The organism is Pseudomonas monsensis (genome assembly GCF_014268495.2).
GTDB classification, from domain to species: Bacteria; Pseudomonadota; Gammaproteobacteria; order Pseudomonadales; family Pseudomonadaceae; genus Aquipseudomonas; species Aquipseudomonas monsensis.
This window is the reverse complement of the sequence record NZ_CP077087.1, coordinates 2,809,053-2,831,164: the sequence shown is the minus strand read 5'-3', so window position 1 is coordinate 2,831,164 and position 22,112 is coordinate 2,809,053. Positions and strand designations below refer to the sequence as shown.

Sequence of the window (22,112 nt, the reverse complement as noted above, 5' to 3'; positions counted from 1 at the left end):
ATCGGGACAAACGTAAAATCGACCCACAATCCACGACTAAAACGAATGAATCCGCGAACACTCACGCCTTCCATGTCGTTGTTGCTGGCCTTCGAGGCCGCCGCACGGCATGAAAGCTACACCCGCGCCGCCCATGAACTGTCGCTGACGCAAAGCGCGGTCAGCCGTCAGGTGCAGATTCTCGAGAAGATGCTCGGCATGCGCCTGTTCAGCCGCGAAGGCCGGCAAGTGGTGTTGACCGATGTCGGCCGCATGTATCAGCGCGAGCTGGCCGAAGCGCTCGGGCAGATCCGCAGTGCGACGCTTCAAGCCATGGCGTTTGGTTCCGGCATTCACAGCCTGCGTCTGGCGACGCTGCCTACCTTCGGTTCGAAATGGCTGCTGCCACGGCTCAAGGACTTCTACACCGCACACCCCGGGATGACCGTGCACTTGCATTCGCGCATCGAAGCGATCGACTTCGATACCAGCGAGATCGACGCGGCGATCTGCGTCGGTGGCGGTGAATGGCCGGGGCTGAGCGCCCTGCCCCTGCACACCGAAGAACTGGTGGTGATCGCCAGCGCGCAATTAACGGCAGCCGAACGTCAGGACGCCGAACAGCAGATTGCCGGACAACTGCTGCTCAACGTCAGCAGCAATGCCCAGGCCTGGGCGGAATGGTTCACTCATCACGGCTTGCCGCACCGCAGCATGCGTATCGGACCGAGCTTTGAAATGACCTCGCACCTGATTCAGGCCGTGCGAGCGAATATCGGCGTGGGGCTGGTGCCGCGGATTCTGGTTGACGATGAATTGCTTAACGGCGAGCTGCTGCAACTGGGGGAACCGATCACCAGTCGGCGCAGCTATTACCTGGTGTATCCGCCGCGTAACGAGGCGTTGCCGTCGTTGAAGGCGTTTCGGGACTGGCTGGTGCGATCGCTATGAATTATCGCCTCACCCGAGTGAGCAATCACCGTTTTGGCGGAGGCGGAGCACTAGGACCACGAGCAGTTTGTGGCGAGTTTCTGTCGTTCGAACCAAGGTAGCGGGCCACTTCTGGCGGCATGGGTCTCGGTGCTTCGGCGGTCATGACTGGCCCTCTTTTATGGTGGTGAATTCAACCCACTGAACTTTCGACGAATCTATCACCAACAGATCTGCTTCAAAAGGCTGGGCAATGCCATCGTCGCCTAACCATTTCGGGCTCTGCATCACAAACTGTCCATTCGCAGGTTCGGAAGGCCATTCACAAGGCCAGCCGAACAGGCGCCGTTCATCGTTCAAATGCAGCGTAATGAGCCGATCATGTCGCGCAAAGGTGCTGTACCACTGACTGGGATACGAGGTTTTTCTGGTTACATTTCGAAATCGTAACCAAGCATGCAGCTTGTCATTTGACGCAAGATTGCAGGATAGAAACCCGAGCATCACTGAAACAACAAATGCCCAGATTGCCTGCGCTTTGCCATCCCATATTCCTACAGAAACCCCCTTCGCCCCCACCCATAAACAGATTGCCCCGACTCCCAACACCACCCCATGAATCACAAACGTAAAAATCAACGCCTGCACAATCTGCCCAAACGTGTCAGGTCGCTTGAATGCGGTGAGCGTGTAAAAAATCCAGGTCGAAACAAACCCGGGGATGAGGTACTGCAACAACGGAATAACTTCTTTGACCAGATCGTCCATGATCCGTGGCTCCTTGAAAGACTTGCCGGCCCGATAAGTGACCGGCAATCAAAGCCTAGTGCACGCTGAAAAAGGCCCTCGCCGCGATCTGTCACAGCGCATTACGCCAGCCGCTAAACCTGCGCATCCTGCAGAATCAGATCCGCGCCCTTCTCCGCGACCATCAGCACCGCCGCATGGGTATTGCCCGATGTCACATTCGGGAAAATTGACGCATCGACGACCCGCAACCCTGCGAAACCATGCACTTTCAGGCGCTTGTCGACCACCGACGTCTGCTCGTCCGTCCCCATCGCACAGGACCCGCACAGGTGATAGATCGAGCCACAGTTGTCGCGAAAGTACTGCAACATCTGCTCATCGGTTTCCACCGCTGGCCCCGGCAAGACTTCATCGACGGTGATGCTCCTGAGCGCCGGGGCGTTCATGATCTTGCGCATCAGGCGACTGCCCTGGATCACCTCATCAATGTCCTTTTGTGTGCTCAGGTAGTTCGGGTCGATCAACGCCGCATCCCGTGGATTTTTCGAGGCGATTTCGACGTGCCCGCGACTGGTAGGCCGGCACGGATTGAAGCACAGCAGGAAGCCTGAATACGGCTCCGGCTTGAGGCTGGCCTTGTTGTTTTTCGGGATCTGGTACGACAGCGGGTTGAAGTACAACTGCAGGTTGGGATGCGCCTGCTGCTGGTCGCCACGGAAAAATCCGCCGGCCTGATTGACGCTCATCGCCAGCGCGCCCTTGCGGGTGAGCAGGTATTTGAGGCCGAGCTTTAGCTGGCCGAACAGCGAACTCAGTTCATCGTTCAACGTCGGGATATTGGCCTTGTAGTAGTAGCTGACGCACAGGTGATCCTGCAGGTTGCGGCCCACCGCTGGCAGGTGTTTGACCAGCGGAATCTGGTGCCTGGCGAGCAGCTCGCGATCGGCCACGCCGGACAACTGCAGGATCTTCGGCGTATCGACCGCGCCCGCACAGAGGATCACTTCCTTGCGCGCAGTAAACGTGCGCACCACCCCGTGCTGGGTAATCGAGATACCGCTGGCACGCTGCTGTGCTGCGTCAAACAGCACACGATCCACCAGTGCGTAATGCTCGACAGTCAGGTTCGCCCGGCTCAGTGCCGGATGCAGATGAGCGAAGCTGCTGGAACAGCGCTGGCCGTTTTTGGTGTTGACGTCGTAAAGACCTGCGCCCTCGAATTTCGCCCCGTTGAAATCGTCGCTGCGCGGATAGCCGAGCTGCGAGCAGCCTTCAAGAAACACATCGCAGATCGGGTGGGTCTGGCCCTTCATCGGGGTGATGCTGATCGGACCGCTGCCGCCGTGGTATTCGCTATCGCCCAGCGGGTGATTTTCCAGTTTGCGAAAGTACGGCAGCACGTCCTTGAAGCCCCAGCCGTCGTTGCCGCTGGCCGCCCAATCGTCGAAATCGTGGGCCTGGCCACGCACGTAAATCATCGCGTTGATCGAGCCGGAACCACCCTGCACCTTGCCGCGCGGGGCGTAGATTTCGCGATTGCCCAGTTGCTTCTGCGGCTGGCTGTAGTACATCCAGTTGAAGGTCGGGTTGTAATACATTTTGGCGAAGCCGACCGGGATCCTGAACCACAGCGAGCTGTCTTTGCCGCCTGCTTCCAGCAGCAGCACCGTGTATTGCCCGGAGGCCGAGAGCCGATTGGCCAACACGCAGCCAGCGGCGCCTGCGCCAGCGATGATGTAGTCGTATGTCATGCACGGTTACCGCGTAAGTCGTTGTACAAAAATCGGAATAGACACTGCGATCGCCTGTAGAAGCGAGCCTGCTCGCGATGGCGTCGTATCAGTCACCACTTTCAGAGGATGACCCACCGCTATCGCGAGCAGGCCCACTCCTAAAGGGACGGTGTCAGCCACGCGCAGGCGATGTGTCTTTCACGTCAACTGGCACAGGTGCCATTTGCAGGTGCAGGCGCTCGCCGGTGTACGGCGAGTGTTTGCGCACCACCTCCATGTTCAGCTCGACGCCCAGGCCCGGCTCGGTGGACGGAATGATGTAGCCGTCCTCCCACTGCAACGGCTTGGTCAGTACCGCGGCGTGGAAGCCGCCCCAGGTCTCGATGCTTTCCTGAATCAGGAAGTTCGGGGTGCAGGTCGCCAGCTGGAAACTCGCCGCTGCGCCAATCGGCCCGTTGTACAAATGCGGGGCGATCTGCGCGTAGTAGGCCTCGGCCATGCTGGCGATTTTCTTGGCTTCGAGCAGGCCGCCACAGCGCGCCACGTTCATCTGCAGAATCGACGCACCGCCGGCCTGCAACAGCTTGAAGAATTCGTACTTGGTGGTCAGGCGCTCACCGGTCGCAATCGGGATGCTGGTCTTCGCCGCGACTTGCGCCATGGCTTCTTCCTGGCCTGGCGGCACCGGTTCTTCGAACCACAGCGGATCGTACTTCTCCAGGCGCTTGGCCAGACGAATCGCCGACGACGGCACCATCTGCCCGTGAGTCCCGAACAGCAGGTCGCACTTATTGCCCACTGCTTCGCGGATCTTGTGGCAGAAGATTTCGCAGCGCTCCAGCACTTCCAGCGAAATCTGATGCCCGGAGTACGCGGTGTACGGGCCGGCCGGATCGAACTTCAGCGCGGTGAAGCCTTTGTTCATGTTTTCGACGGCGCACTCGGCCGCCAGGTCCGGGTCGTCGTAGTCGTATTCGCCACGGCTGTTGACCGGGTACAGGTAGGTGTAGGAGCGCAGGCGCTCGTTGACCTTGCCGCCGAGCAATTCGTAAACCGGTTTGTTCGCCGCTTTGCCGATGATGTCCCAGCAGGCCATTTCCAGACCACTGACCACCCCCATCATGGTCAAGTCGGGACGCTGGGTGAAACCGCTGGAATAGGCCTGACGGAAGAAGCGTTCGATATGGTGCGGATCCTGGTTGAGCAGATAGCGTTCGAATACGTCTTCGATGATCGGCAGCATGGCTTTCGGGCCGAAGGTCGCGGCGTAGATCTCGCCCACGCCTTCGATGCCGCAGTCGGTCTTGAGCTTGACGAACAGCCAGTACATGCCGCCAACGTGCGGTGGCGGTACGGCGACGATATGGGTTTCAAGGGCGATGATTTTCATGTCAGGCACCTGCTTTATTTAAAGTTTTGCGATTGATTCGGGCGCGCAGGGCCACGGCAGCCAGGGTGCCGATCAGACCGATGGCGGCGATGTAGCCGAAGTACAGCTGGTAGCCGAGGGCGCCGGGGAAGTGCTCGGTGAGGTAGCCGTTGATCAACGGAATGAAGGCATCCGGCATGTAGCCAACCACCGAGACAATGCCGATGGCCAGGCCGGTGATGCGCAGCGGAATGTTGCAGCTGTCGAGGATCGCCCAGTACAGACCGCGAATCGCGTAGGTCATCAGGCCGATGAAAATCACCGTGGCGATCAGCAGCCCCATGCTGTTGAGTGCCGGAAAAACGATCAGGCCGACGATCGCCAGACTCGCCAGTAACAGCGCGACGATCAGCACCGAGATGTTCGAGAACTTGTCCCCCAGCCAGCCGCCACCGATGCCGCCGATGGGACGCATCCACAGCTTGATGGTAGTGATGGTGCCAGCCATGACGGCGGTCAGGCCGCTGCCTTGCAGGTAGTCCGAGAAACTGTAGGTGGCCCAGAAGATGTGATAGCCGCAGAACACGATCGCAGTGACCAGCCACAGCTCGGGAATCTTCACCAGCGTCGCCAGATCCGTGAGCAGATTGAACTTGCCCTTCTCCACCGGCGGCGTGTCCGCCATCGACTTCGGATCCTTGATCAGCACCAGCACACAGCCGATGGCGATACAGGTGAAGGCGTAGAGATAGACCACGTGCCTGAAGCCTTCGGCAGTCGACTCACCGCGGGTTTCGGTGGCAAAGGCGAACAGTGCCAGCGCAACCGTCGCCAGCAGCGCCTCGACCAGACCGCGACCACCATCAAGGATGCCGAAGAAGCGCCCTTGCTCGGTATGGTGCGCAATCATCTTCACCCGTTTGAGCACCGAGGCCCAGAAGGTCAAACCGGTGGTCAGGCCCCAGCAACCGAAGATGATCATCAGCCCGGTCAGCGAAGGCGCCGTCGAGTACCACAGGCCCAGTGCCCCGGTCGCCACCAGCGAGAAGAAAATCAGAAAGCGCGGTGCAATGCGATCCGCCAGCCAGCCGCTGGGCAAATAACTGAGAAGAAAAATCGTGCCGAGCATCGAGTACAGATAGCCCAGTTCACTGTGACTGATCTGGAACACTTCGAGCATCGTGGTCTGGTAGACCTGACGCAGGTACAGAATCGGGTAGATCGCGCCGGCGGCCAGCACCAGCAACATCAATTGGAAATAGCGACTTCCCTTGTCGCCCTGGCTTTTCACAGCCGAGTTGGAACCCTGAACAGCGGCAGCAGAGGATGCATGCTTGGACATTGAAGTGACCTCGGGCAACCCGTGCTCCGGGCGCCCCTGATAATTGTTTTTATTAGATAAAATCAGCTGCGAGTTTCAAGCTACAAGCGGCAAGCCAAAGCCCGTCACCGTTTGCCCTTACTGGCAGCTTGAAGCTCGCAGCTAGCAGCTGCTTTTCTAGTACTTCATGACCACGAGTCGGGTCTGGGTGAATTCGAGCATCCCGTGCTTGCCGTCATCGCCGCCCAGGCCCGAGCGTTTCCAGCCGGCGTGATAGCCCTGATACGGGTCAGCCGGGGTGCGGTTGACGTACAACTCGCCCGCCTCGATGGCGTTGGCGACTTTCTGCGCGGTGCGGTAGTTCTCGGTGTAGAGCACCGACGCCAGGCCGAACTGGTGGTCGTTGGCCAGGGCCAGCGCTTCGTCGATGTCGCGATATTTGAGCACTGGCAGCACCGGGCCAAAGATTTCTTCCTGAACGATTTCCATGTCCTGGCGGCACCCGCTGAGCAGGGTCGGCGGATAGAAATGCCCGGGACCTTGCGGCAGCACGCCGCCGCTTTCGAGCACGGCGCCGGCGGTGATGGCGCGCTCAACCATGGCGTGGATGTTCTGCTGCGAACTGGCGTTGACCAGCGGCCCCATCAGGCTGGCATCCGTGGCGCGGTCACCGAACTTGACCTCGGCGATTTTGGCCTTGAGCAGCGCGAGGAATCGGTCGTGGACACTTTCCTGCACGTAGACCCGCTCCACCGCCGTGCACAACTGCCCGCAGTGGGTGGTCTTGGAGGCGATGATCGCGCTGGCGGCGGCTTCGAGGTCAGCATCGGCTTCGATGATGGCCGGGGTCTTTCCGCCCAATTCCAGCGACGGCTTGGCGATGTTGGCCTTGCAGTAGTCGAGGACAATGCGCCCGGCGTTGACGCTGCCGGTCAAGGTGATCAGGCCAACAGCTTTATGCGTGCACACCGTGGCAGCGGTGGCGTGATCCATGGTCAGGATATTGATCACACCGGCCGGCATGCCCGACTGCTGCACGGCTCGGGCGATTTCGAATGCCGAGGTCGGGGTGTTGTTGCTCGGGCGCACCACCACCGTGTTGCCGGCAATCAGCGCCGGGGCAATCTTGCGCAGCAAGGTGTAGACCGGGTAGTTGAACGGAATCAGGCACGCGACGACGCCGATCGGCTCGCGGTGCAGAAACAGGTTTTCGTCGGGGCTGTCACTGGGAATGATCTCGCCTTCGATGCGCCGGGCCCACTCGGCGTGGTAACGGGTGATCTGCGCGGCATAGCGCGCTTCGTTGCTCGCGTCGCTGAGACTTTTACCGGATTCAGCGGCCAGGGCGGCGCCGATGGATTCGGCACGCGCCTCAAGCGCGGCGGCGAAGGCGCGCAAGTGTTCGGCGCGCTCGATACTGGTCAGTTTGCCCCAGACTTTTTGTGCGGTCGCCGCAGCATCGACGGCTGCCGTGGCTTCTTCGGTGGTTGCCGCCGACACATGGCCGAGCAACGCTTCGGTGGCCGGGTTGTAGACCGCGATCAACGCCGCGCTGGCAGGCTCGACAAACTGGCCGTTAACAAAATTTCGCTCGATTCGCATGTGCTTCGCCCATCGTTTGTTTTTATCAGTGCCACCAGTCTTGTCATCGGTGGCGGGTTGAACAAACGATTTAAAGGGCGGGCAAACATTCGAAAAATGCAGGTTACCCTCGCATCAGCACAAATCCCCTACAGGCTCACGCCTACAAAAGGCCTGTGGTGTGTCAGGAAGCTGCGGTCGACGGCTCTAATTGGCGCTGCGCCAGCCAGATTTCCGCTTGCAGCCATTGCGCAAACACCTGCAACTGAGGCATCTCGGTCTGCTCCGGCCGGGTCACCAACCAGTAAGACTGATGCCCTTCCACGTGCACATTCAGCACCTGGGTCAACTGCCCACTGGCCAGTTCCGCCGCGACCATGTGCCAGTCGGCAATGGTGATGCCCAGCCCGTCGGTGGCAGCCTGAATCGCCAGGTCCAGCAGGTCGAACTCGTAGCCGCCCTGGGTATCGACGCCACTGATGCGCGCCGCGTCCAGCCAATGCTTCCAGGTCAGGTAACGCTGATCTTCCTTGGCCAGCACATGCAGCAGCGTCAGGCGATTGAGGTCGATGCCCTGCTCGCCGCCCTCGCGGGCATACAGCGACGGTGCGCACACCGCGATGTGCCGCTCCTGAATCAGCAGCGAACTGTCGAGGCCGTCCCACTCACCGTCGCCAAAACGGATCGCGCAATCGAGGGTGCTGGTTTCCGCCAGGCTGTCCTGCAAACGCGTGGTGATGCTCAGTTCCAGCTCCGGGTGCTGCTCGCGCAAGCGTCCCAGGCGCGGCATCAGCCAGCGACTGGTGAAGGTCGGAGGTGCGTTGATGTGCAGCCGGTTGGAATGGGTTTTCTGCTGAATGCTGCGCACCGTCAGTTCGATCTTGTCGAACGACTGGTGCAACGCCCGCAGCAGGACCTTGCCGGCGGCCGTCAGCTCCAGATGATGGTGACGGCGTTCCAGCAGGCTTTCGCCGAGCTGTTCCTCCAGTTGCCGCACCTGACGGCTGACCGCACTCTGGGTGACGTTAAGCAACTCGGCGGCGCGGGTGAAGCTGCCGGTGCTGCCGGCCACTTCGAACGCCTTTAGCGCGTTCAGACCGGGCATTTTGCGTTTCATATCAAGGCACTCGAAAACCACTGACAAGGCGCAAAGCATCCCACGACTGCGCCGGACTGTCCTACAGGATTTTCTGAGTAACATGCATTCGATGCAGGTTTGCGTATCGTTTTTATCGTTTGTTCAACCTCCGGCGGAGGGCAAAACTGCGCGACATCTCTAATAAAAACAATCGAGAGCCGCTCCATGCCCTTCCCTGTCTCTTTGCGCCTGCGCACCACCTCCATCGTTCTGTTCTGCAGCGTTGCCGCTCCGGCGATGGCGGTACAAGTCACCGACAACCTTGATCTTGGCGGCGCCGTTCGCGCGCGCTGGGACGTGGACCCGGATCGCGACATTCAGAAGTTCGGCCTAGACACCGTATTCCTCAGCGCCAAATACAATTCCGACAGCTGGATCGGTGAGGCGCAGTACCGCTTCTACGGTCGCTCCTACCCTTACCAGTACACGAAAAACTACGGTGATATTCAGTTCGCCAAGTTCGCCTGGGCTGGCTACAAGTTCAACCCGGACCAACAAGTGCAGGTCGGCCTGAACACCGTGCCGTTCGGCTTGCAGCCGTACTTCGGCAGCACCTTCTACGAAACCCTGGGCAACGTCATCGGCCTGGAAGACGTGCAACAGATCGGCGCCAAATACATCCAGCAAAGCGGTGACTGGAACATCCAAGGCGGTTACTACCTGCGCCCGGCGTGGCAAGGCAAAGGCACCAGCAAGGGCGTCACTTATTCCAGCGTGGTGTCCGGGGCCGACAGCTACGTCGCCGACGGCAGCGACAACCAGGAACGCAACACGGTGGTGCTGCGCGTGGCAAAAGCACTGGATCTGGGCCCATGGAAATCAGAAGTGGGGATTTCCGGCCTGACCTCGACCCTGGAAAACAAGGACACCGACAACGATGGCCGGCGCAACGCCGTGGCCATTCACTATCTGGGCAAGAACGGCCCGTGGGGCGTGCAGTTGCAGGCGGCGCGCCAGCAGATGTCGCCGCGCAATCCCGGCAGCGATGAAGTGGTGACCCTCGGCGGCTACGACGGCACCTACAACGTCGCCAGTCGCGGCAATCTGTACGTCGCCGATCTGAGCTATGACGTGGGTGGTAAATACCTGTTCGATCAGGTCAGCGGGATCAAGCTCTACGCCAACTACAGCGCCTTCGACAAATCTGCCAGCGGCTTCAAGACCTCTGAGCGGATGATCCTCGGCAGCTCGTTTTCAGTGAGCAAATTGTGGGTGGCGACCGAGTGGTTGTTCGGCCGAAACGATCCGTACATCGGTGGCAGCAGTTACACCCAAAGCCTGGGCGCGGGGGGGCTGGATCAGTGGGAAAACCAGTTGTATGTGAACGTCGGTTACTACTTCTGATCCTGATGCGTTGGTGTTCATGACATAGCCTGCTCGCGATGGCGTGCGTGTAAACAACACTTGCATCCGCCCTCCACCAATAGTGAGATACGCCCAAAGGAAAAACCTGCAAAACAACAATAAACCGGGCCACCGGATCGGAGTTCCATCTCCATGCGTCAACTGCCCTCGCTCAACACTCTGCGCGTGTTCGAAGAAGTCGCGCGGCATCGCAGTTTCAGTCAGGCCGCGCTGAGCCTGAACGTCACCCAAGGCGCCGTCAGCCGCCAAATCAAACAGCTTGAAGACTATCTCGGCGTCGCGCTGTTCGTGCGCACCCCGCAAGGCCTGTCGCTGACCGAAGCCGGCAGCAACCTCAAACCTCATCTGGCCGAAGCCTTCGACCACATCGAACGTTCTCTGCAAGCGGTGCGCGTGCCGAATCTGCGCCAACGCTTGAAAGTGCTCGCGCCGCCGACCTGGGCCACCCGTTGGCTGTCGCCGCACCTGCGCACGTTCTGTCAGCGCTACCCGGACATCAACCTCAGCGTGACCAACCAGATCGGCCACGACAGCCTCACGGAAGTCGATTGCCACATCCGCTTCGGCCTCGCGGCAGCGCCTCACTGCGTCAGTCAGTTGCTGGTGATGGAACGGCACATCGCAGTGGCGAGCCCGGAGCTGTTCAACGGCGATCAGCCGCCGGATCTGCGGGAATATCCATTGCTGCACATCCTCCACGACGGCAAACGCTTGAAGGTCTGGGAAAACTGGCTGGCAGCCATGGGCCGCGATGACATTGATGCCGCACAGGGACTGGAATTCAGCACTCTGGACCAAGTGATTCACACCGCACTGGCCGGCGGTGGACTGGCGGTGATCGACCGCCAGATGATCGAAAAGGAACTGGCCAACGGCAGCCTGTTGCCGATCACCCCGATTGAAGTGATCGGCCCTTATGGTTATTGGCTGGATGTGGCGAATGACAAGCAAGGCCTGTCGAAAGTGAAGCTGTTTACCGATTGGTTGAGTCTGGTCAGTAACCCCTGACCCACCAAAGATCCAATGTGGGAGCGGGCCTGCTCGCGAAGGCAGTGGGTCAGTCGACATTGCGTTCGAATGACCTGACGCTTTCGCGAGCAAGCCCGCTCCCACAGCTTTTTGTGGCAGACCGTCAGATCGGGGTGGCCACTTTGGCCACTGCGATGGCACTCCCCTCCACCGGACTCTGCGCCTTGCACGCCTGACTCAGCGTCAGCGACTTGGTCTCCGGTGCCCACGCCCATGACAGCCACGCGCCAAGCGCCAGGATCGCCGCAAGAATACCCATGGTCGGGCTCAGGCCGATCCCCGCCACGCTCACCGGTAGCAGAAAGGTACTGACCGCCGAGCCCAGGCGACTGACCGCCGTCGCCAGGCCAATGCCACTGGCGCGTACTTCGGTCGGGAAGCTTTCTGCCGGGAACACCCCGACCAGATTGCTCACCGCCGACAGCACCAGGGTGAACAGGCCGAACACCAGCACCATCAGCCATGCCGCACTGCCCGGCAGCACCGCCAGCAGAAACAGCGCCACCGCGAGGATGATGAACGAATTGATCAGGAAGCCGCGCCGGCTGAACTTGATCGTGCACCAGATGCCGATCAGCGCGCCGAGGATCAGCAGCATGTTCAACATCAGCTCAGTACCGAAGCCTTCGGCCAGGCCCATCTTCTGCAGGATCGACGGCAGAAAGGTGTAGATCGCGAAGTACGGCATCACGATGCAGACGAAGAACAGGCAGTTGAACGCCGTGCGTTTGCGGTACTCACGGCTGAACAGCACCGCGTAGCCGGAACGGGTTTGCGTGGTGCGCGTTTCGTCCAGTTCGACATTCTCGCCCAGATGCTTTTTGACAATCGCCCGCGCCTCGGCAATGCGCCCCTGATTGACCAGCCAGCGCGGCGATTCCGGCGTGCCGATGCGCGCAATCAGAATCAGTGCCGCCGGGATCGCTGACGACGCGAGCATCCAGCGCCAGGCGTCATCGCCAAGGCTGAGCATCGCCGTGCCAACGAACGTGGCGGCGACATAACCGAAGGTCCAGATCACGCTGAACGAGCCAAGCAACACACCGCGATGTTTCTTCGGCGAGAACTCGGCGAGCATGGCGTGGCCGACGCTGAAATCACCGCCCAGACCAATGCCGATCAACACCCGGCAAAGGAACAGACTCATGGCGGATTCGACGTAGAACTGCATCACCGAAGCGAGGGTAATGAGCACGAAGCTGACGAGAAAAATCTTCTGCCGGCCGACCTTGTCCGAAATCCAGCCGAAAAACAGACTGCCGAGAAACAGCCCGATCAACGCCGACGCGCCGATCAGGCCCTGCCAGAACGCATCCAGCTGCATCTGCGGGCTGAGCAAGGTGAACGCGATGCCGATCAGGCCAAGGATGTAGCCGTCGGTGAAGTGCGCGCCGAAGGTCAGCCCGGCGATCTTGATATGAAACCGGCCAATGGGCAGGTCGTCGATTTTTACCGATTGAGCGGACATGTTCGTCTCCAATTGTTGTTATTGACGGAGAAACGGATTGCGCTTGCTTTATCTGTAGGAGTGAGCCAGCTCGCGATGTTGGCGGGTCAGTCAACATACGCTCAGCTGACCCACCGCTATCGTCGGAACAGGCTCACTCCTACAGAGGTTTTGCGTTGGGGTCAGAGGCCACCCATCAACAGGTATTTGATCTCCAGATAGTCATCCAGACCGTACTTCGAACCCTCGCGTCCAAGGCCCGATTCCTTGATGCCGCCGAATGGCGCGACTTCCGTGGAAATGATCCCTTCGTTGATCCCGACCATCCCGGCTTCCAGGCCTTCGGCCATGCGCCAGACCCGGCCGATATCGCGGCTGTAGAAGTACGCCGACAAACCGAATGGCGTTTCGTTGGCCCGCGCCAGCACCTCGGCCTCATCCTTGAAGCGGAAGCACGCGGCCACCGGGCCGAAGGTTTCGTCCTGGGCGATCAGCATGTCGCCGCTGACCTCAGTGAGGATGGTCGGCTCATAGAAGGTGCCGCCGAGTGCATGACGACGACCGCCGCACAGCAGTGTGGCGCCCTTCTCCAGCGCATCGCTGACATGGCTTTCGACCTTGGCCAGCGCGGCGGTGTTGATCAGCGGACCTTGCTCGGTTTCTCCATCCAGCGCACTGCCGACGCGCATCGCCGCAACCGCTTCGGCAAGCTTGCCGGTGAAGGCTTCGTAGACGCTGTCCTGAATGAAGAAGCGATTCACGCACACACAAGTCTGCCCGGTGTTGCGGAATTTCGAGGCCATCGCGCCTTTGACCGCGGCGTCCAGATCGGCATCGTCGAAGACAATGAACGGCGCGTTGCCACCGAGCTCCAGCGAGACTTTTTTCAGGGTGTCGGCAGCCTGACGCATCAGCAGTTTGCCGGTGCGTGTCGAGCCAGTGAACGACAGTTTGCGCACGATGCTCGAGGCTTGCAGCGCACCGCCAATCGCCACCGCATCGCCGGACACGATGTTGAACACGCCCGCTGGAATCCCCGCCTGTTCGGCCAGCACCGCGAGGGCAAACGCCGACAGCGGCGTCTCTTCCGACGGTTTGAGAATCATCGTGCAACCCGCCGCCAAGGCCGGGCCGACCTTGCGGGTGACCATCGCCAGCGGGAAATTCCACGGGGTGATCGCGGCGACCACACCGATGGCTTCCTTGACCACGATGATCCGTGCATCCGCCTTGTGGCTCGGGATCACGTCGCCGTAGGCACGCTTGGCTTCCTCGCCGAACCACTCGAGAAAACTCGCCGCGTAGACCACTTCGCCCATCGCCTCGGCCAGCGGCTTGCCTTGTTCGCGACTGAGCAACGTGGCCAGGTCCTTCTGGTGGGCGAGCATCAGATCGCTCCAGCGTTTGAGCCGTTGACTGCGTTCCTTGGCAGTGAGTCCGCGCCACATCGGCAATGCACGGTTGGCGGCTTCGATGGCCAGACCGGTCTCCTCGGCGCCAGCTTTCTGCACGTCGGCAATCAGCTCGCCGTTGGCCGGGTTGCGCACCGCATAGGTCTCCCCGCCCTGCCCCCACTGGCCAGCGATGAAGTTGCCGTGACGAATCAACGCGCTCATGCCACCGCCCCCTGCAAAGTGAAACGCTCAAGGCCCGGACGCGCCGTGCGCAGGATGCGTTTACCGGCGGTGTAATCGTTGATCACGTCGCACGGGGTGTAATTGCGCTCCAGTTCGTGCAGCTCATCGGCATCCAGTCTGGTCTCCAGCGCAGCCAAAGCACTGTCGAATTGCGCCGTGGTGTCGGCACCGACCAGCATGCAGTCGACCCCCGGATGACTGGCCACCCATGCCTGGGCAATTTGCGCATTCGACACGCCACGGGCGCGTGCCACGCGCTGTACCGAATGGGCGATTTCGAACGAGGCTTCATCGCTGTACATCTGCTGAGTGAAGAAGTCGGTCTGGTTGCGGGTCGATTGCACGTCGCCGGTCAGCAGGCCACGGGCCAACGGGCTGAACACCGAGACGCCGATGCCCTGGTCGCGACAGAACGGAATCATCTCGCGCTCTTCTTCGCGGTAGGCGCAGTTCAGCTGCAACTGCATGTTGATCGGCTTGACCCAGCCGTTGCGTTCGCAGGCCATGAGGATCTTCGCCAGTTGCCCGGTGAGCATGGTCGACACGCCGATGTAACGCGCCTTGCCGGAACGCACGATGTCGTTCAGTGCGCCCATGGTCTCTTCGACCGGGGTGTTGACATCGAAGTAATGCAGCATGAACACGTCAACGTAATCCATGTCCAGACGCTTCAGCGAGGCGTCGATGCTGTCCATGATGTGTTTGCGCGAATGGCCGCTGGCGTTGATCCCGCTGCGGGTGCCGTAGCCGACCTTGGTGGTGATTACCAGGTCCTCGCGGCGGGCCAGGCGCTTGACGATGCGCCCGACCACTTCTTCGCCGACCCCGGCGGAATAGAAATCTGCCAGGTCGATGAAGTTGACGCCGTTGTCCAGCGCATGGGCAACGATCGGTTCGCTCTGTTTTTCATTGAAGATCCACGGCTTCCAGTCCGGGGTACCCATGTTCATGGTGCCCAGGCACAGACGGGAAACTTGCAGGCCGGAGTTGCCCAAACGAATGTATTGCATGGCGCGGACCTCAGGCTTTTGGCGTGTAGAAAGGATTGCTGATGTGGTTGACCACATCGGCCAGTTGCGCGGTTTCCGGCTTGCCGGTCAGGGCGGCGCGAATCGCGGTGCGGCAGGCGTTGTAGTTGTTCAAATAGACCGCATCGAGGTCGTCGCAGGCCGGATTGACCCAGTTGGCGGTAACGATCGCCCACTCGTCTTCGGCTTCCGGCGGCAAGGTGCCGTCGAGCAGCGCTTCAAGCACGGCTTTGGCAATCCCGGCCTGCGACGCGCCCCAGGTGGCGTTGCCGTGCAAGTCGCTGCTGATTGCAGCCTTGTTCACATACAGGGTCATCGGCTTGACCGGGATGTTCGGCTGGGCGATCACCATGAACGGGCAATGGCCCTGGCTCGGCGACGCGAGGCTGTTGGCAAACGCCTGCCCGGCCGGGCCATTGCGCGGGCCGATCAGGATATTGATGTGCGCGGCGTTCACGCCCGGGCCTTCGAAACCTTCACCGATGTACAGGTCGAGTTCTTTCATCAGTCATTACTCTTTTGCGCTACGAGGGATGGTCGATCGCTCACACGGGCCGAATGGCCGGTGCGCTCAATAACAGGCGTGGGGAGGTGCGGCGGGAGAAAAGGGGCATGGCTGCAAACGCTCTCTGGTTGTTATTGATGAGCTGTGTTTGCGATTTTTTAACACCGGGGCTGGCGGTGCCTGTAACCATTAAAAATCATGGGGCCATGAGTTTTGGTCATAGCCCTGGATGCGCATTCCGACAGGCGAAAAAAAAAGCAGAAACCGTTGATACGGTTTCTGCTTTTTTTGCACCCGAAATGCCCTTAAAGGCAATCGCGCACCGATTTGCGCAACGATCCGGACTTGGCCCACGGCGGCCCCTGATACAACGAAACCCGGCTGCCGTCCTTGTACTTGACGATATCGAGAATCTCGTCGGCCGTGATCACGCTGGGCGCGGTGATGCGATAACCATTGGATATCGAAGTCTGCGCGGTCTTGGCGACATCCTGTTGCCACAACGGTAATACGCACGCGGCATAGTCCTTGGGGGGCTTGGCACTGGTCTTGCTGATATTCGGCTCTCCCGGCACCAGCGATGCCGGCAACGAACAACCCGCCAACATGGCCAACGCCACCCCCCCGATCCATATCCGCATGGTGTATCCCTGTTCTGAAAAAAAGTGAATGTAACGTGTAACCGGGTACACATCCATCGTGGCACTGCGCCCGCGATGGCGTTTGGACAATTTTTTACATCCATCAGTCCAATGGCAGACGGGCCTTGCCCCACAGACAAGAAATGCGACTACTCTGTTTTACCGAGAATGTTCTGGAGGTGATCATGCGGCTCAATGAATACGAACACGAACTTCAGCGCGACCTGCAAAGCGTTGCATCGGATCTGCGCTGGTCGGCAGTTGACCTCAAGCGCATCGCTGAACTGTTGCGCAAATCCGGCAACGAGGCGGACGCGCAAACGGTACTGAGATCCTGCGAGGTCCTGCAAAGCGATGAGGAGCGGTTGCAACTGTATGCCAAGGAAGTGAAGGCCCGCGCCATCAGCCGAACCAAAGTGCACTGACACCGCTCGTCTGCCCCCGCAAACAAAAGCCCCGGCAAACCGGGGCTCTTTCATTACACAGGCTTCAACTGCCCGTGTGACTCTGCACACGCATCGCGCGTTTTTTGTAGCCGGGCAGTGCAGCGGCATACGCCAGCGCTTCCTCTTTGCTGCCAAATGACGCCAGCCGATCGCCTTGCGTGCACACCCGCCACGGACCGTTGTTCACGCTGAGCACGTCGTAACCGTTCATGTGCATCCTGTTCAACATTGGAGTGCTCATGGGGTACCTCCCTTTTCGCTAACAGTGGATCCAGCTTCACCGGCTCACCTTACACCCTGATCCGTACGAGAGGCCGACCGGGCGTCGCGACATTTGCCTGTCAAGGGACAGGCACTTTTCGCGCAAAACGTATCTCCAACGTCCGACGGAACCTTTAAAACCGGGCCCGGCTCAAATATTGCAGTTTCGTTTCATTTTTATGTCACTCCCAAATCAGGTAACAGATGAAAGTACGCGCGACCGTCATTTGCGAACAGGACCGCCATGTGCTCCTGGTACGCAAGCCCCGCTGCCGCTGGACATTGCCCGGGGGCAAAGTCGAGCCAGGGGAAACCCGGGCAGAAGCTGCCACGCGCGAATTGCAGGAAGAAACCGGACTGGATGCTGACGACATGTTGTATGTCATGGAACTGCACAGCGGCAGCACCCAGCATCACGTCTACGAAGCGTCAGTGACGAATATCGAACGGTTGCGCCCGCAAAACGAAATCATCGATTGCATCTGGCATCCGCTGGACGCCGTGCAGAACCTCAGCACCAGTGACGCGACGCTGCGCATCGTGCAGGCATTTCAACGGCGTTTATGAAGGTTTAACCGGCGAACGCCCGGCGCCCGGCGCTCATTTCCGTGCGCAACTCGCCGATGAAGTTGGACAGGTCACGGATCGTCACGAGATGTTCCGGGGACACCCCATTGAGTAGCAGTTCGACACGGCCGCTGTCCGGCTCATACACCTTGATCTGCAGCAGGCCCTGCGCAGTGGGCACGCAATCGCACTTCAACGCAGGAAAGCCGGATTCGACAATCCGGCAAATATCGGCGATGGCCAGCATGGGAGGACGCCTCGCAGGCGATGAGTCGGTCGACCCGTTCAGCATAGATGAGCCCTGTGTGTCGCGCCCGATACAAAATGCCAACCGGGTCACATCTTCCAGTCACATCCTCAGTGGGCGTCAAGATCCCGGATCCTGCCCCAAATGCCCGGCAGTGCGAGCCAGATGTGGTCGCGCTGCTCGTTTCAATGCGTCAGCGCCTGCTGAAAGGACGTGTCGATGATCCCGGCAGTGGCCAGCGGTGCCGGCAGCGCCTTGACCTTGAACAGAAAGTCCGCGGTGCTTTGCAGATCGGCGGCTGCCTGCTGATCGACCGGACCGACGCTCATGTGCGCCTGACGCAACCAGTGCCGTGAAACCGCCTGATCGAGATTGGCTTTCTTCGCCCACAGATCGGCGTACTCATCGGTGTGGCTGTCGACCCAGGCCCGCGCCTGCTTCAAACGCCCGAGAAAATCGGCGATCGCTTCGCGCTTGCTGTCGATTGAAGGGGCAGACGCGGCGATGGCACTCAAGCCCGGCATCAGGTTTTTCGCGGTCAGAATCGGCCGCGCACCGGAAAATACAATCTGTTGCGAAATGTACGGTTCCCACACCGGGAAGGCGTCGATGCTGCCCTGTGGCAAAGCGGCAGCGGCATCAATGGGCATCAGTTTGACGAAATCGACGTAGTTTTCCGGCAAGCCGCCCTGCTCCAGCGCACGCAGGGTCAATTGCTGGCTCCAGGCACCAGGCCAATAGGCGACCTTCTTGCCTTTTAGATCAGCGATGGTGTGTACCGGTGAATCCTTTGGCACGAGCAGCGCGATGGTGTCGGGGTTCTGCCGCGAAACGCCGATCAGCTTCACCGGCGCCTGTTTCGCGGCCAGGAACAGAAAGCCCGAATCCCCCAGAAACCCGAGGTCCAGCGACCCGGTCTGCAAGGCCTCGGCGAGCGGCGCGGCGGCCTGGAAATGTTTCCAGTCAACGCTGTAAGGCGCACCTTTCAACACGCCGGACGCTTCTATCGAGGCGCGGATGTTGTAGTAATTCTGGTCGCCGACATGCAGGACCAGAGGTTCGGCAGCGTAAGACAGTGGTGAGACGAACAGCGCAGCAGTCAGCGCGGTGCGTAGGAAACGGGAAAGCTTCATGACGAGTCCTGCAAAGGGGATTTGCATAGACCATAACGCTCTTAATAAAAGCTTTTGAAATTCGATTAATGCATAAGCTCATCACCGTTGATCTGGACTGTTGGCCTCGCAACAGTGCCGCGCCACACTGTTCTTCAGGCAACACTTCCAACCTTGCAAAGCGCCGAAAAACCCTTGTAATCCGGGCAGTCCGCACACATGGCACAGAGCCTGCAATATTCCATTGATGCAGGAAGCATTCGATAAAAATATCTTTTTGGACATAAGCAACTTGTGCCTTTGCCGGAGCGCTCCCATGAAATCGTTGTTGCCGTTTCCCCGCCTTAAAACGTTGCTGGCCGCCGGCGCCCTGGCTCTGGGCCTGCAACCGCTGGCTCACGCCGAAACCGCGCCGGCGCAAGTCCATCTCGACTACGCCTACTACTCGCCCGTCAGCCTGGTGCTGAAACACTTCGGCTTCCTCGAAAAAGCCCTGCCGGACACCCAAGTCAGCTGGGTGCTGAGCCAGGGCAGCAACCGCTCGCTGGAATACCTCAATAGCGGTGGCGTCGATTTCGCGTCCAGCGCCAGCCTCGCCGCCGTGCTGAGTCGCGCCAATGGCAGTCCGATCAAATCGGTGTACGTTTACAGCCGTGCGGAATGGACCGCGCTGGTGGTGCGCAAAGACTCGCCTTACCAATCCATCGCCGACCTCAAAGGCAAGAAAATTGCCGCGACCAAAGGCACCGACCCGTACCTGTTTACCCTGCGCAGCCTGCAACAGGCCGGGCTGAACAAGGACGATGTGGAACTGGTGCATCTGCAACATCCGGACGGTCGGACCGCCCTGGAAAAAGGCGACGTCGATGCCTGGGCCGGCCTCGATCCGCACATGGCCGCCAGTCAGGTGCAGGCCGGTTCGCGCCTGCTGTACCGCAACCCGGCGTTCAACAGCTATGGCGTGGTCAGTGTCACTGAGGCATACGCCAAGGACCATCCGCAGACCATCGCCACGGTGATCAAGGCTTACGAGCAGGCGCGCGACTGGGCACTGAAAAATCCTGACGAGTTCGCCGCCCTCCTCGCCAAAGAGTCCGGTCTATCGCTGGATGTGGCCAGACTGCAGCTGTCGCGCACTGACCTGAGCAGCCCGCAACTGACCGCCAACGATGTGCTCGCCTCCAAGTCCGCCGCACCGATTCTGGTGTCCGAAGAACTGGTGCGACGTGGCGTCAACGTCGATCAGGTCATCGACCAGTTGCTCGACAGTGGTGTGCAGCAAGCCGTCGCCCGCCAGTAATCGACCAGACTCACGGCCAATCCGCGCGCGTCGCGGATTGGCCGTGTGCGGAGCCAAACCATGTCCCGTTACAGCAAAGCGTTGTCCGCGCCACTCACCGTGGCGCGCAAACGCACGCCTGCCATCCATCCTGCATGGCAACGCCGACTCAAAGGCCTGACCTTGCCGCTGTTGATCATCGTCGCCCTGGAAATCATCGTGCGTAGCGGCTGGTTGCCGTCCCACCAGATGCCAGCGCCGAGCGAGATCGCCCTGACCCTCACCGACCTCGCCGAGGGCGCCTTGTGGAAACACATCGCTGCGAGCCTGATTCGCGTGCTGCTGGGTTTCGCCATCGGCGCCAGCCTGGCGCTGGCGTTTGCCGCGTGGGTCGGTTTGAGCCGCGAGGCCGAGGCGTATCTGGAACCGACCTTCGCCGCGCTCCGCGCCATTCCAAGCCTGGCCTGGGTGCCGTTGTTGCTGCTGTGGCTGGGTATCGACGAGACGTCGAAAATTGTCTTGATCGCCATCGGCGCGTTCTTTCCGGTATACGCCAATGGCGTCGCGGCCATCCGCAACATTGATCGCAAATGGGTCGAGGTCGGGCGCATCTATGGTTTCAGCCGCTGGCAACTGGTGCGACGGATTCTGCTGCCCGCCGCCCTGCCCGGACTGTTCACCGGGTTGCGCAGCGGCATGAGTCTGGCGTGGATGTTTCTCGTCGCCGCCGAATTGATTGCGGCGACCAAAGGCCTGGGTTATCTGCTCAGTGACGGGCGCGAAACCTCGCGTCCGGACATCGTGCTGGCGGCCATCATCGTCCTGGCGTCGCTCGGTAAACTCAGTGATGGTGTGCTCGCCGTCATCGAACGACGCTGGCTGATCTGGCGCGACACGTTCACCGGTCAGGACGCCAGGGATTGAGTCCGCAACAGCGACTAAGCTGACAGCTCCAGCCGGAGATTCAGCCGATGTGCGGACGACTCTCGCAGTACCGCGGTATCCACGATTTCGTGGCGGTGTTGAGCACTCCCGATGCGCTGCTCAATCATGTTGGCGACGCACCACTGAATCGCTACAACGCCGCGCCGATCAATGCGCGGGTGGAGAAAGTCGCGCACGGCCCGTTCTTCCGGGCGATCTGGCGCCATCGGCTGATCGTACCGGTGGACAACTGGTTTGAATGGGTCGACGCAGCGGACAACACCCGACAACCATGGCTGATCCGTCGGGCAGACCGCTCAGCGGTATTCTGCGCGGCCATCGGTCAGTTTCCGACAGCGGATCGCGAGCCGCGAGACGACGATGGTTTCGTGATCATCACCGCCGACAGCAAGGGCGGTATGCTCGATATTCACGACCGCCGGCCGGTGGTATTCAGCGCAGCACTGGCAAACGAATGGCTCGACCCTGCCACACCTGGCGAACGCGCCGAACAGATGCTGCTGTTCGAAGGCGAAGGCAGCGAAATGTTCGAATGGCACAAGGTCGACAAGGCCGTCGGCAACGCGCGCAACCAGGGCGCCAGCCTGATCACCGCAATCCCGTAAACATCCGCCGCCTCCACCCGTTATCTATGACGCTGCCGAAGGCTGCGCCTTCGGGTGACGCAGGATCGTTACAGAGGGTGTTTCATCAATGAAACAGGGCGAAAAACAGACGTTTGAGCGAACTAACCGCCTGTCTGACATTTCACTCGTCATACATACATTTAGAGGCACTACGGATAGCATGCGCGCCGCATTTC

22 protein-coding genes are annotated in these 22,112 nt (G+C 60.1%); 8 read left to right on the top strand and 14 right to left on the bottom strand.

All coding sequences use genetic code 11. The annotated features are described in order from the left end of the window. Window positions 1-45: 45 nt before the first annotated feature. A complete protein-coding gene (locus tag HV782_RS12515) occupies window positions 46-930 on the top strand; it encodes a LysR substrate-binding domain-containing protein (protein WP_123467875.1) in 885 nt (294 codons plus the stop codon). Between the two features lie 141 nt (window positions 931-1,071). Here the strand turns inward: HV782_RS12515 and HV782_RS12510 are convergent, their stop codons facing one another. From HV782_RS12510 to HV782_RS12485, 6 genes are all read right to left on the bottom strand, one after another. Then, on the bottom strand, window positions 1,072-1,677 hold the full coding sequence (locus tag HV782_RS12510) for a DUF6338 family protein (RefSeq protein WP_186747199.1): 606 nt from the start codon (window positions 1,675-1,677) through the stop codon (window positions 1,072-1,074). A gap of 113 nt (window positions 1,678-1,790) precedes the next feature. Then, window positions 1,791-3,410, bottom strand: a complete 1,620-nt coding sequence (locus HV782_RS12505) for a GMC family oxidoreductase (protein WP_186747201.1) — start codon at window positions 3,408-3,410, stop codon at window positions 1,791-1,793. Between the two features lie 154 nt (window positions 3,411-3,564). Next, window positions 3,565-4,782 carry a mandelate racemase/muconate lactonizing enzyme family protein gene (locus tag HV782_RS12500; RefSeq protein ID WP_186747203.1) on the bottom strand — a complete coding sequence of 406 codons (1,218 nt, stop codon included), beginning with the start codon at window positions 4,780-4,782 and terminating at the stop codon, window positions 3,565-3,567. Window position 4,783: 1 nt separating this feature from the next. Continuing rightward, window positions 4,784-6,103, bottom strand: coding sequence for an MFS transporter (locus tag HV782_RS12495; RefSeq protein WP_186747205.1), 1,320 nt, complete (start codon window positions 6,101-6,103; stop codon window positions 4,784-4,786). Between the two features lie 156 nt (window positions 6,104-6,259). Next, window positions 6,260-7,684 (bottom strand): aldehyde dehydrogenase, encoded by a 1,425-nt coding sequence (gene aldA, locus HV782_RS12490; RefSeq protein ID WP_186747207.1) that lies wholly within the window; start codon window positions 7,682-7,684, stop codon window positions 6,260-6,262. 163 nt (window positions 7,685-7,847) lie between these two features. Then, a complete protein-coding gene (locus HV782_RS12485; RefSeq protein ID WP_123467863.1) occupies window positions 7,848-8,780 on the bottom strand; it encodes a LysR substrate-binding domain-containing protein in 933 nt (310 codons plus the stop codon). A gap of 186 nt (window positions 8,781-8,966) precedes the next feature. Here HV782_RS12485 and HV782_RS12480 point away from each other — a divergent pair, with 186 nt between their 5' ends. Then, complete coding sequence (locus tag HV782_RS12480; RefSeq protein ID WP_186747209.1) at window positions 8,967-10,145, top strand: hypothetical protein; 1,179 nt, start codon at window positions 8,967-8,969, stop codon at window positions 10,143-10,145. A gap of 153 nt (window positions 10,146-10,298) precedes the next feature. Then, window positions 10,299-11,174 carry a LysR substrate-binding domain-containing protein gene (locus tag HV782_RS12475; RefSeq protein WP_186747211.1) on the top strand — a complete coding sequence of 292 codons (876 nt, stop codon included), beginning with the start codon at window positions 10,299-10,301 and terminating at the stop codon, window positions 11,172-11,174. 124 nt (window positions 11,175-11,298) lie between these two features. Here the strand turns inward: HV782_RS12475 and HV782_RS12470 are convergent, their stop codons facing one another. The 5 genes from HV782_RS12470 to HV782_RS12450 form a co-directional block, all read right to left on the bottom strand. Further along, on the bottom strand, window positions 11,299-12,663 hold the full coding sequence (locus HV782_RS12470) for an MFS transporter (RefSeq protein ID WP_186747214.1): 1,365 nt from the start codon (window positions 12,661-12,663) through the stop codon (window positions 11,299-11,301). A 161-nt stretch (window positions 12,664-12,824) separates the two neighbouring features. Continuing rightward, on the bottom strand, window positions 12,825-14,258 hold the full coding sequence (locus HV782_RS12465) for an NAD-dependent succinate-semialdehyde dehydrogenase (protein WP_186747216.1): 1,434 nt from the start codon (window positions 14,256-14,258) through the stop codon (window positions 12,825-12,827). After that, a complete protein-coding gene (locus HV782_RS12460; protein WP_128615807.1) occupies window positions 14,255-15,289 on the bottom strand; it encodes an aldo/keto reductase in 1,035 nt (344 codons plus the stop codon). The genes HV782_RS12465 and HV782_RS12460 overlap by 4 nt, the downstream gene beginning before the upstream one ends. 10 nt (window positions 15,290-15,299) lie before the next feature. Continuing rightward, window positions 15,300-15,812, bottom strand: coding sequence for a formaldehyde-activating enzyme (gene fae, locus HV782_RS12455; RefSeq protein ID WP_008043405.1), 513 nt, complete (start codon window positions 15,810-15,812; stop codon window positions 15,300-15,302). 305 nt (window positions 15,813-16,117) lie between these two features. Continuing rightward, on the bottom strand, window positions 16,118-16,453 hold the full coding sequence (locus tag HV782_RS12450) for a hypothetical protein (RefSeq protein WP_186747218.1): 336 nt from the start codon (window positions 16,451-16,453) through the stop codon (window positions 16,118-16,120). Window positions 16,454-16,638: 185 nt separating this feature from the next. On the opposite strand from HV782_RS12450, the gene HV782_RS12445 reads away from it, so the two are divergent. After that, the gene (locus HV782_RS12445) at window positions 16,639-16,878 is read left to right on the top strand and encodes a hypothetical protein (protein ID WP_123467847.1); all 240 of its coding nucleotides are present in this window, start codon (window positions 16,639-16,641) and stop codon (window positions 16,876-16,878) included. A gap of 64 nt (window positions 16,879-16,942) precedes the next feature. Here the strand turns inward: HV782_RS12445 and HV782_RS12440 are convergent, their stop codons facing one another. Further along, on the bottom strand, window positions 16,943-17,140 hold the full coding sequence (locus HV782_RS12440; RefSeq protein WP_186747220.1) for a DUF2188 domain-containing protein: 198 nt from the start codon (window positions 17,138-17,140) through the stop codon (window positions 16,943-16,945). 224 nt (window positions 17,141-17,364) lie between these two features. Between HV782_RS12440 and HV782_RS12435 the strand changes: the two genes are divergently transcribed. Further along, on the top strand, window positions 17,365-17,727 hold the full coding sequence (locus tag HV782_RS12435; protein ID WP_123467843.1) for an NUDIX hydrolase: 363 nt from the start codon (window positions 17,365-17,367) through the stop codon (window positions 17,725-17,727). Between the two features lie 4 nt (window positions 17,728-17,731). Here the strand turns inward: HV782_RS12435 and HV782_RS12430 are convergent, their stop codons facing one another. Both HV782_RS12430 and HV782_RS12425 read right to left on the bottom strand, forming a co-directional pair. Further along, on the bottom strand, window positions 17,732-17,974 hold the full coding sequence (locus HV782_RS12430) for a DUF1652 domain-containing protein (RefSeq protein ID WP_123467841.1): 243 nt from the start codon (window positions 17,972-17,974) through the stop codon (window positions 17,732-17,734). A 185-nt stretch (window positions 17,975-18,159) separates the two neighbouring features. Further along, window positions 18,160-19,107: an ABC transporter substrate-binding protein gene (locus HV782_RS12425; protein WP_128615803.1), complete on the bottom strand. Its 948-nt coding sequence runs from the start codon at window positions 19,105-19,107 to the stop codon at window positions 18,160-18,162. A 295-nt stretch (window positions 19,108-19,402) separates the two neighbouring features. Here HV782_RS12425 and HV782_RS12420 point away from each other — a divergent pair, with 295 nt between their 5' ends. The 3 genes from HV782_RS12420 to HV782_RS12410 are packed head-to-tail and all read left to right on the top strand — an operon-like array spanning window position 19,403 to window position 21,915. After that, complete coding sequence (locus HV782_RS12420; RefSeq protein WP_186747222.1) at window positions 19,403-20,386, top strand: aliphatic sulfonate ABC transporter substrate-binding protein; 984 nt, start codon at window positions 19,403-19,405, stop codon at window positions 20,384-20,386. A 60-nt stretch (window positions 20,387-20,446) separates the two neighbouring features. Continuing rightward, on the top strand, window positions 20,447-21,289 hold the full coding sequence (locus tag HV782_RS12415; RefSeq protein WP_128615801.1) for an ABC transporter permease: 843 nt from the start codon (window positions 20,447-20,449) through the stop codon (window positions 21,287-21,289). A 47-nt stretch (window positions 21,290-21,336) separates the two neighbouring features. Beyond that, window positions 21,337-21,915: an SOS response-associated peptidase family protein gene (locus HV782_RS12410; protein WP_186747224.1), complete on the top strand. Its 579-nt coding sequence runs from the start codon at window positions 21,337-21,339 to the stop codon at window positions 21,913-21,915. The last annotated feature ends 197 nt before the right edge of the window (window positions 21,916-22,112 follow it).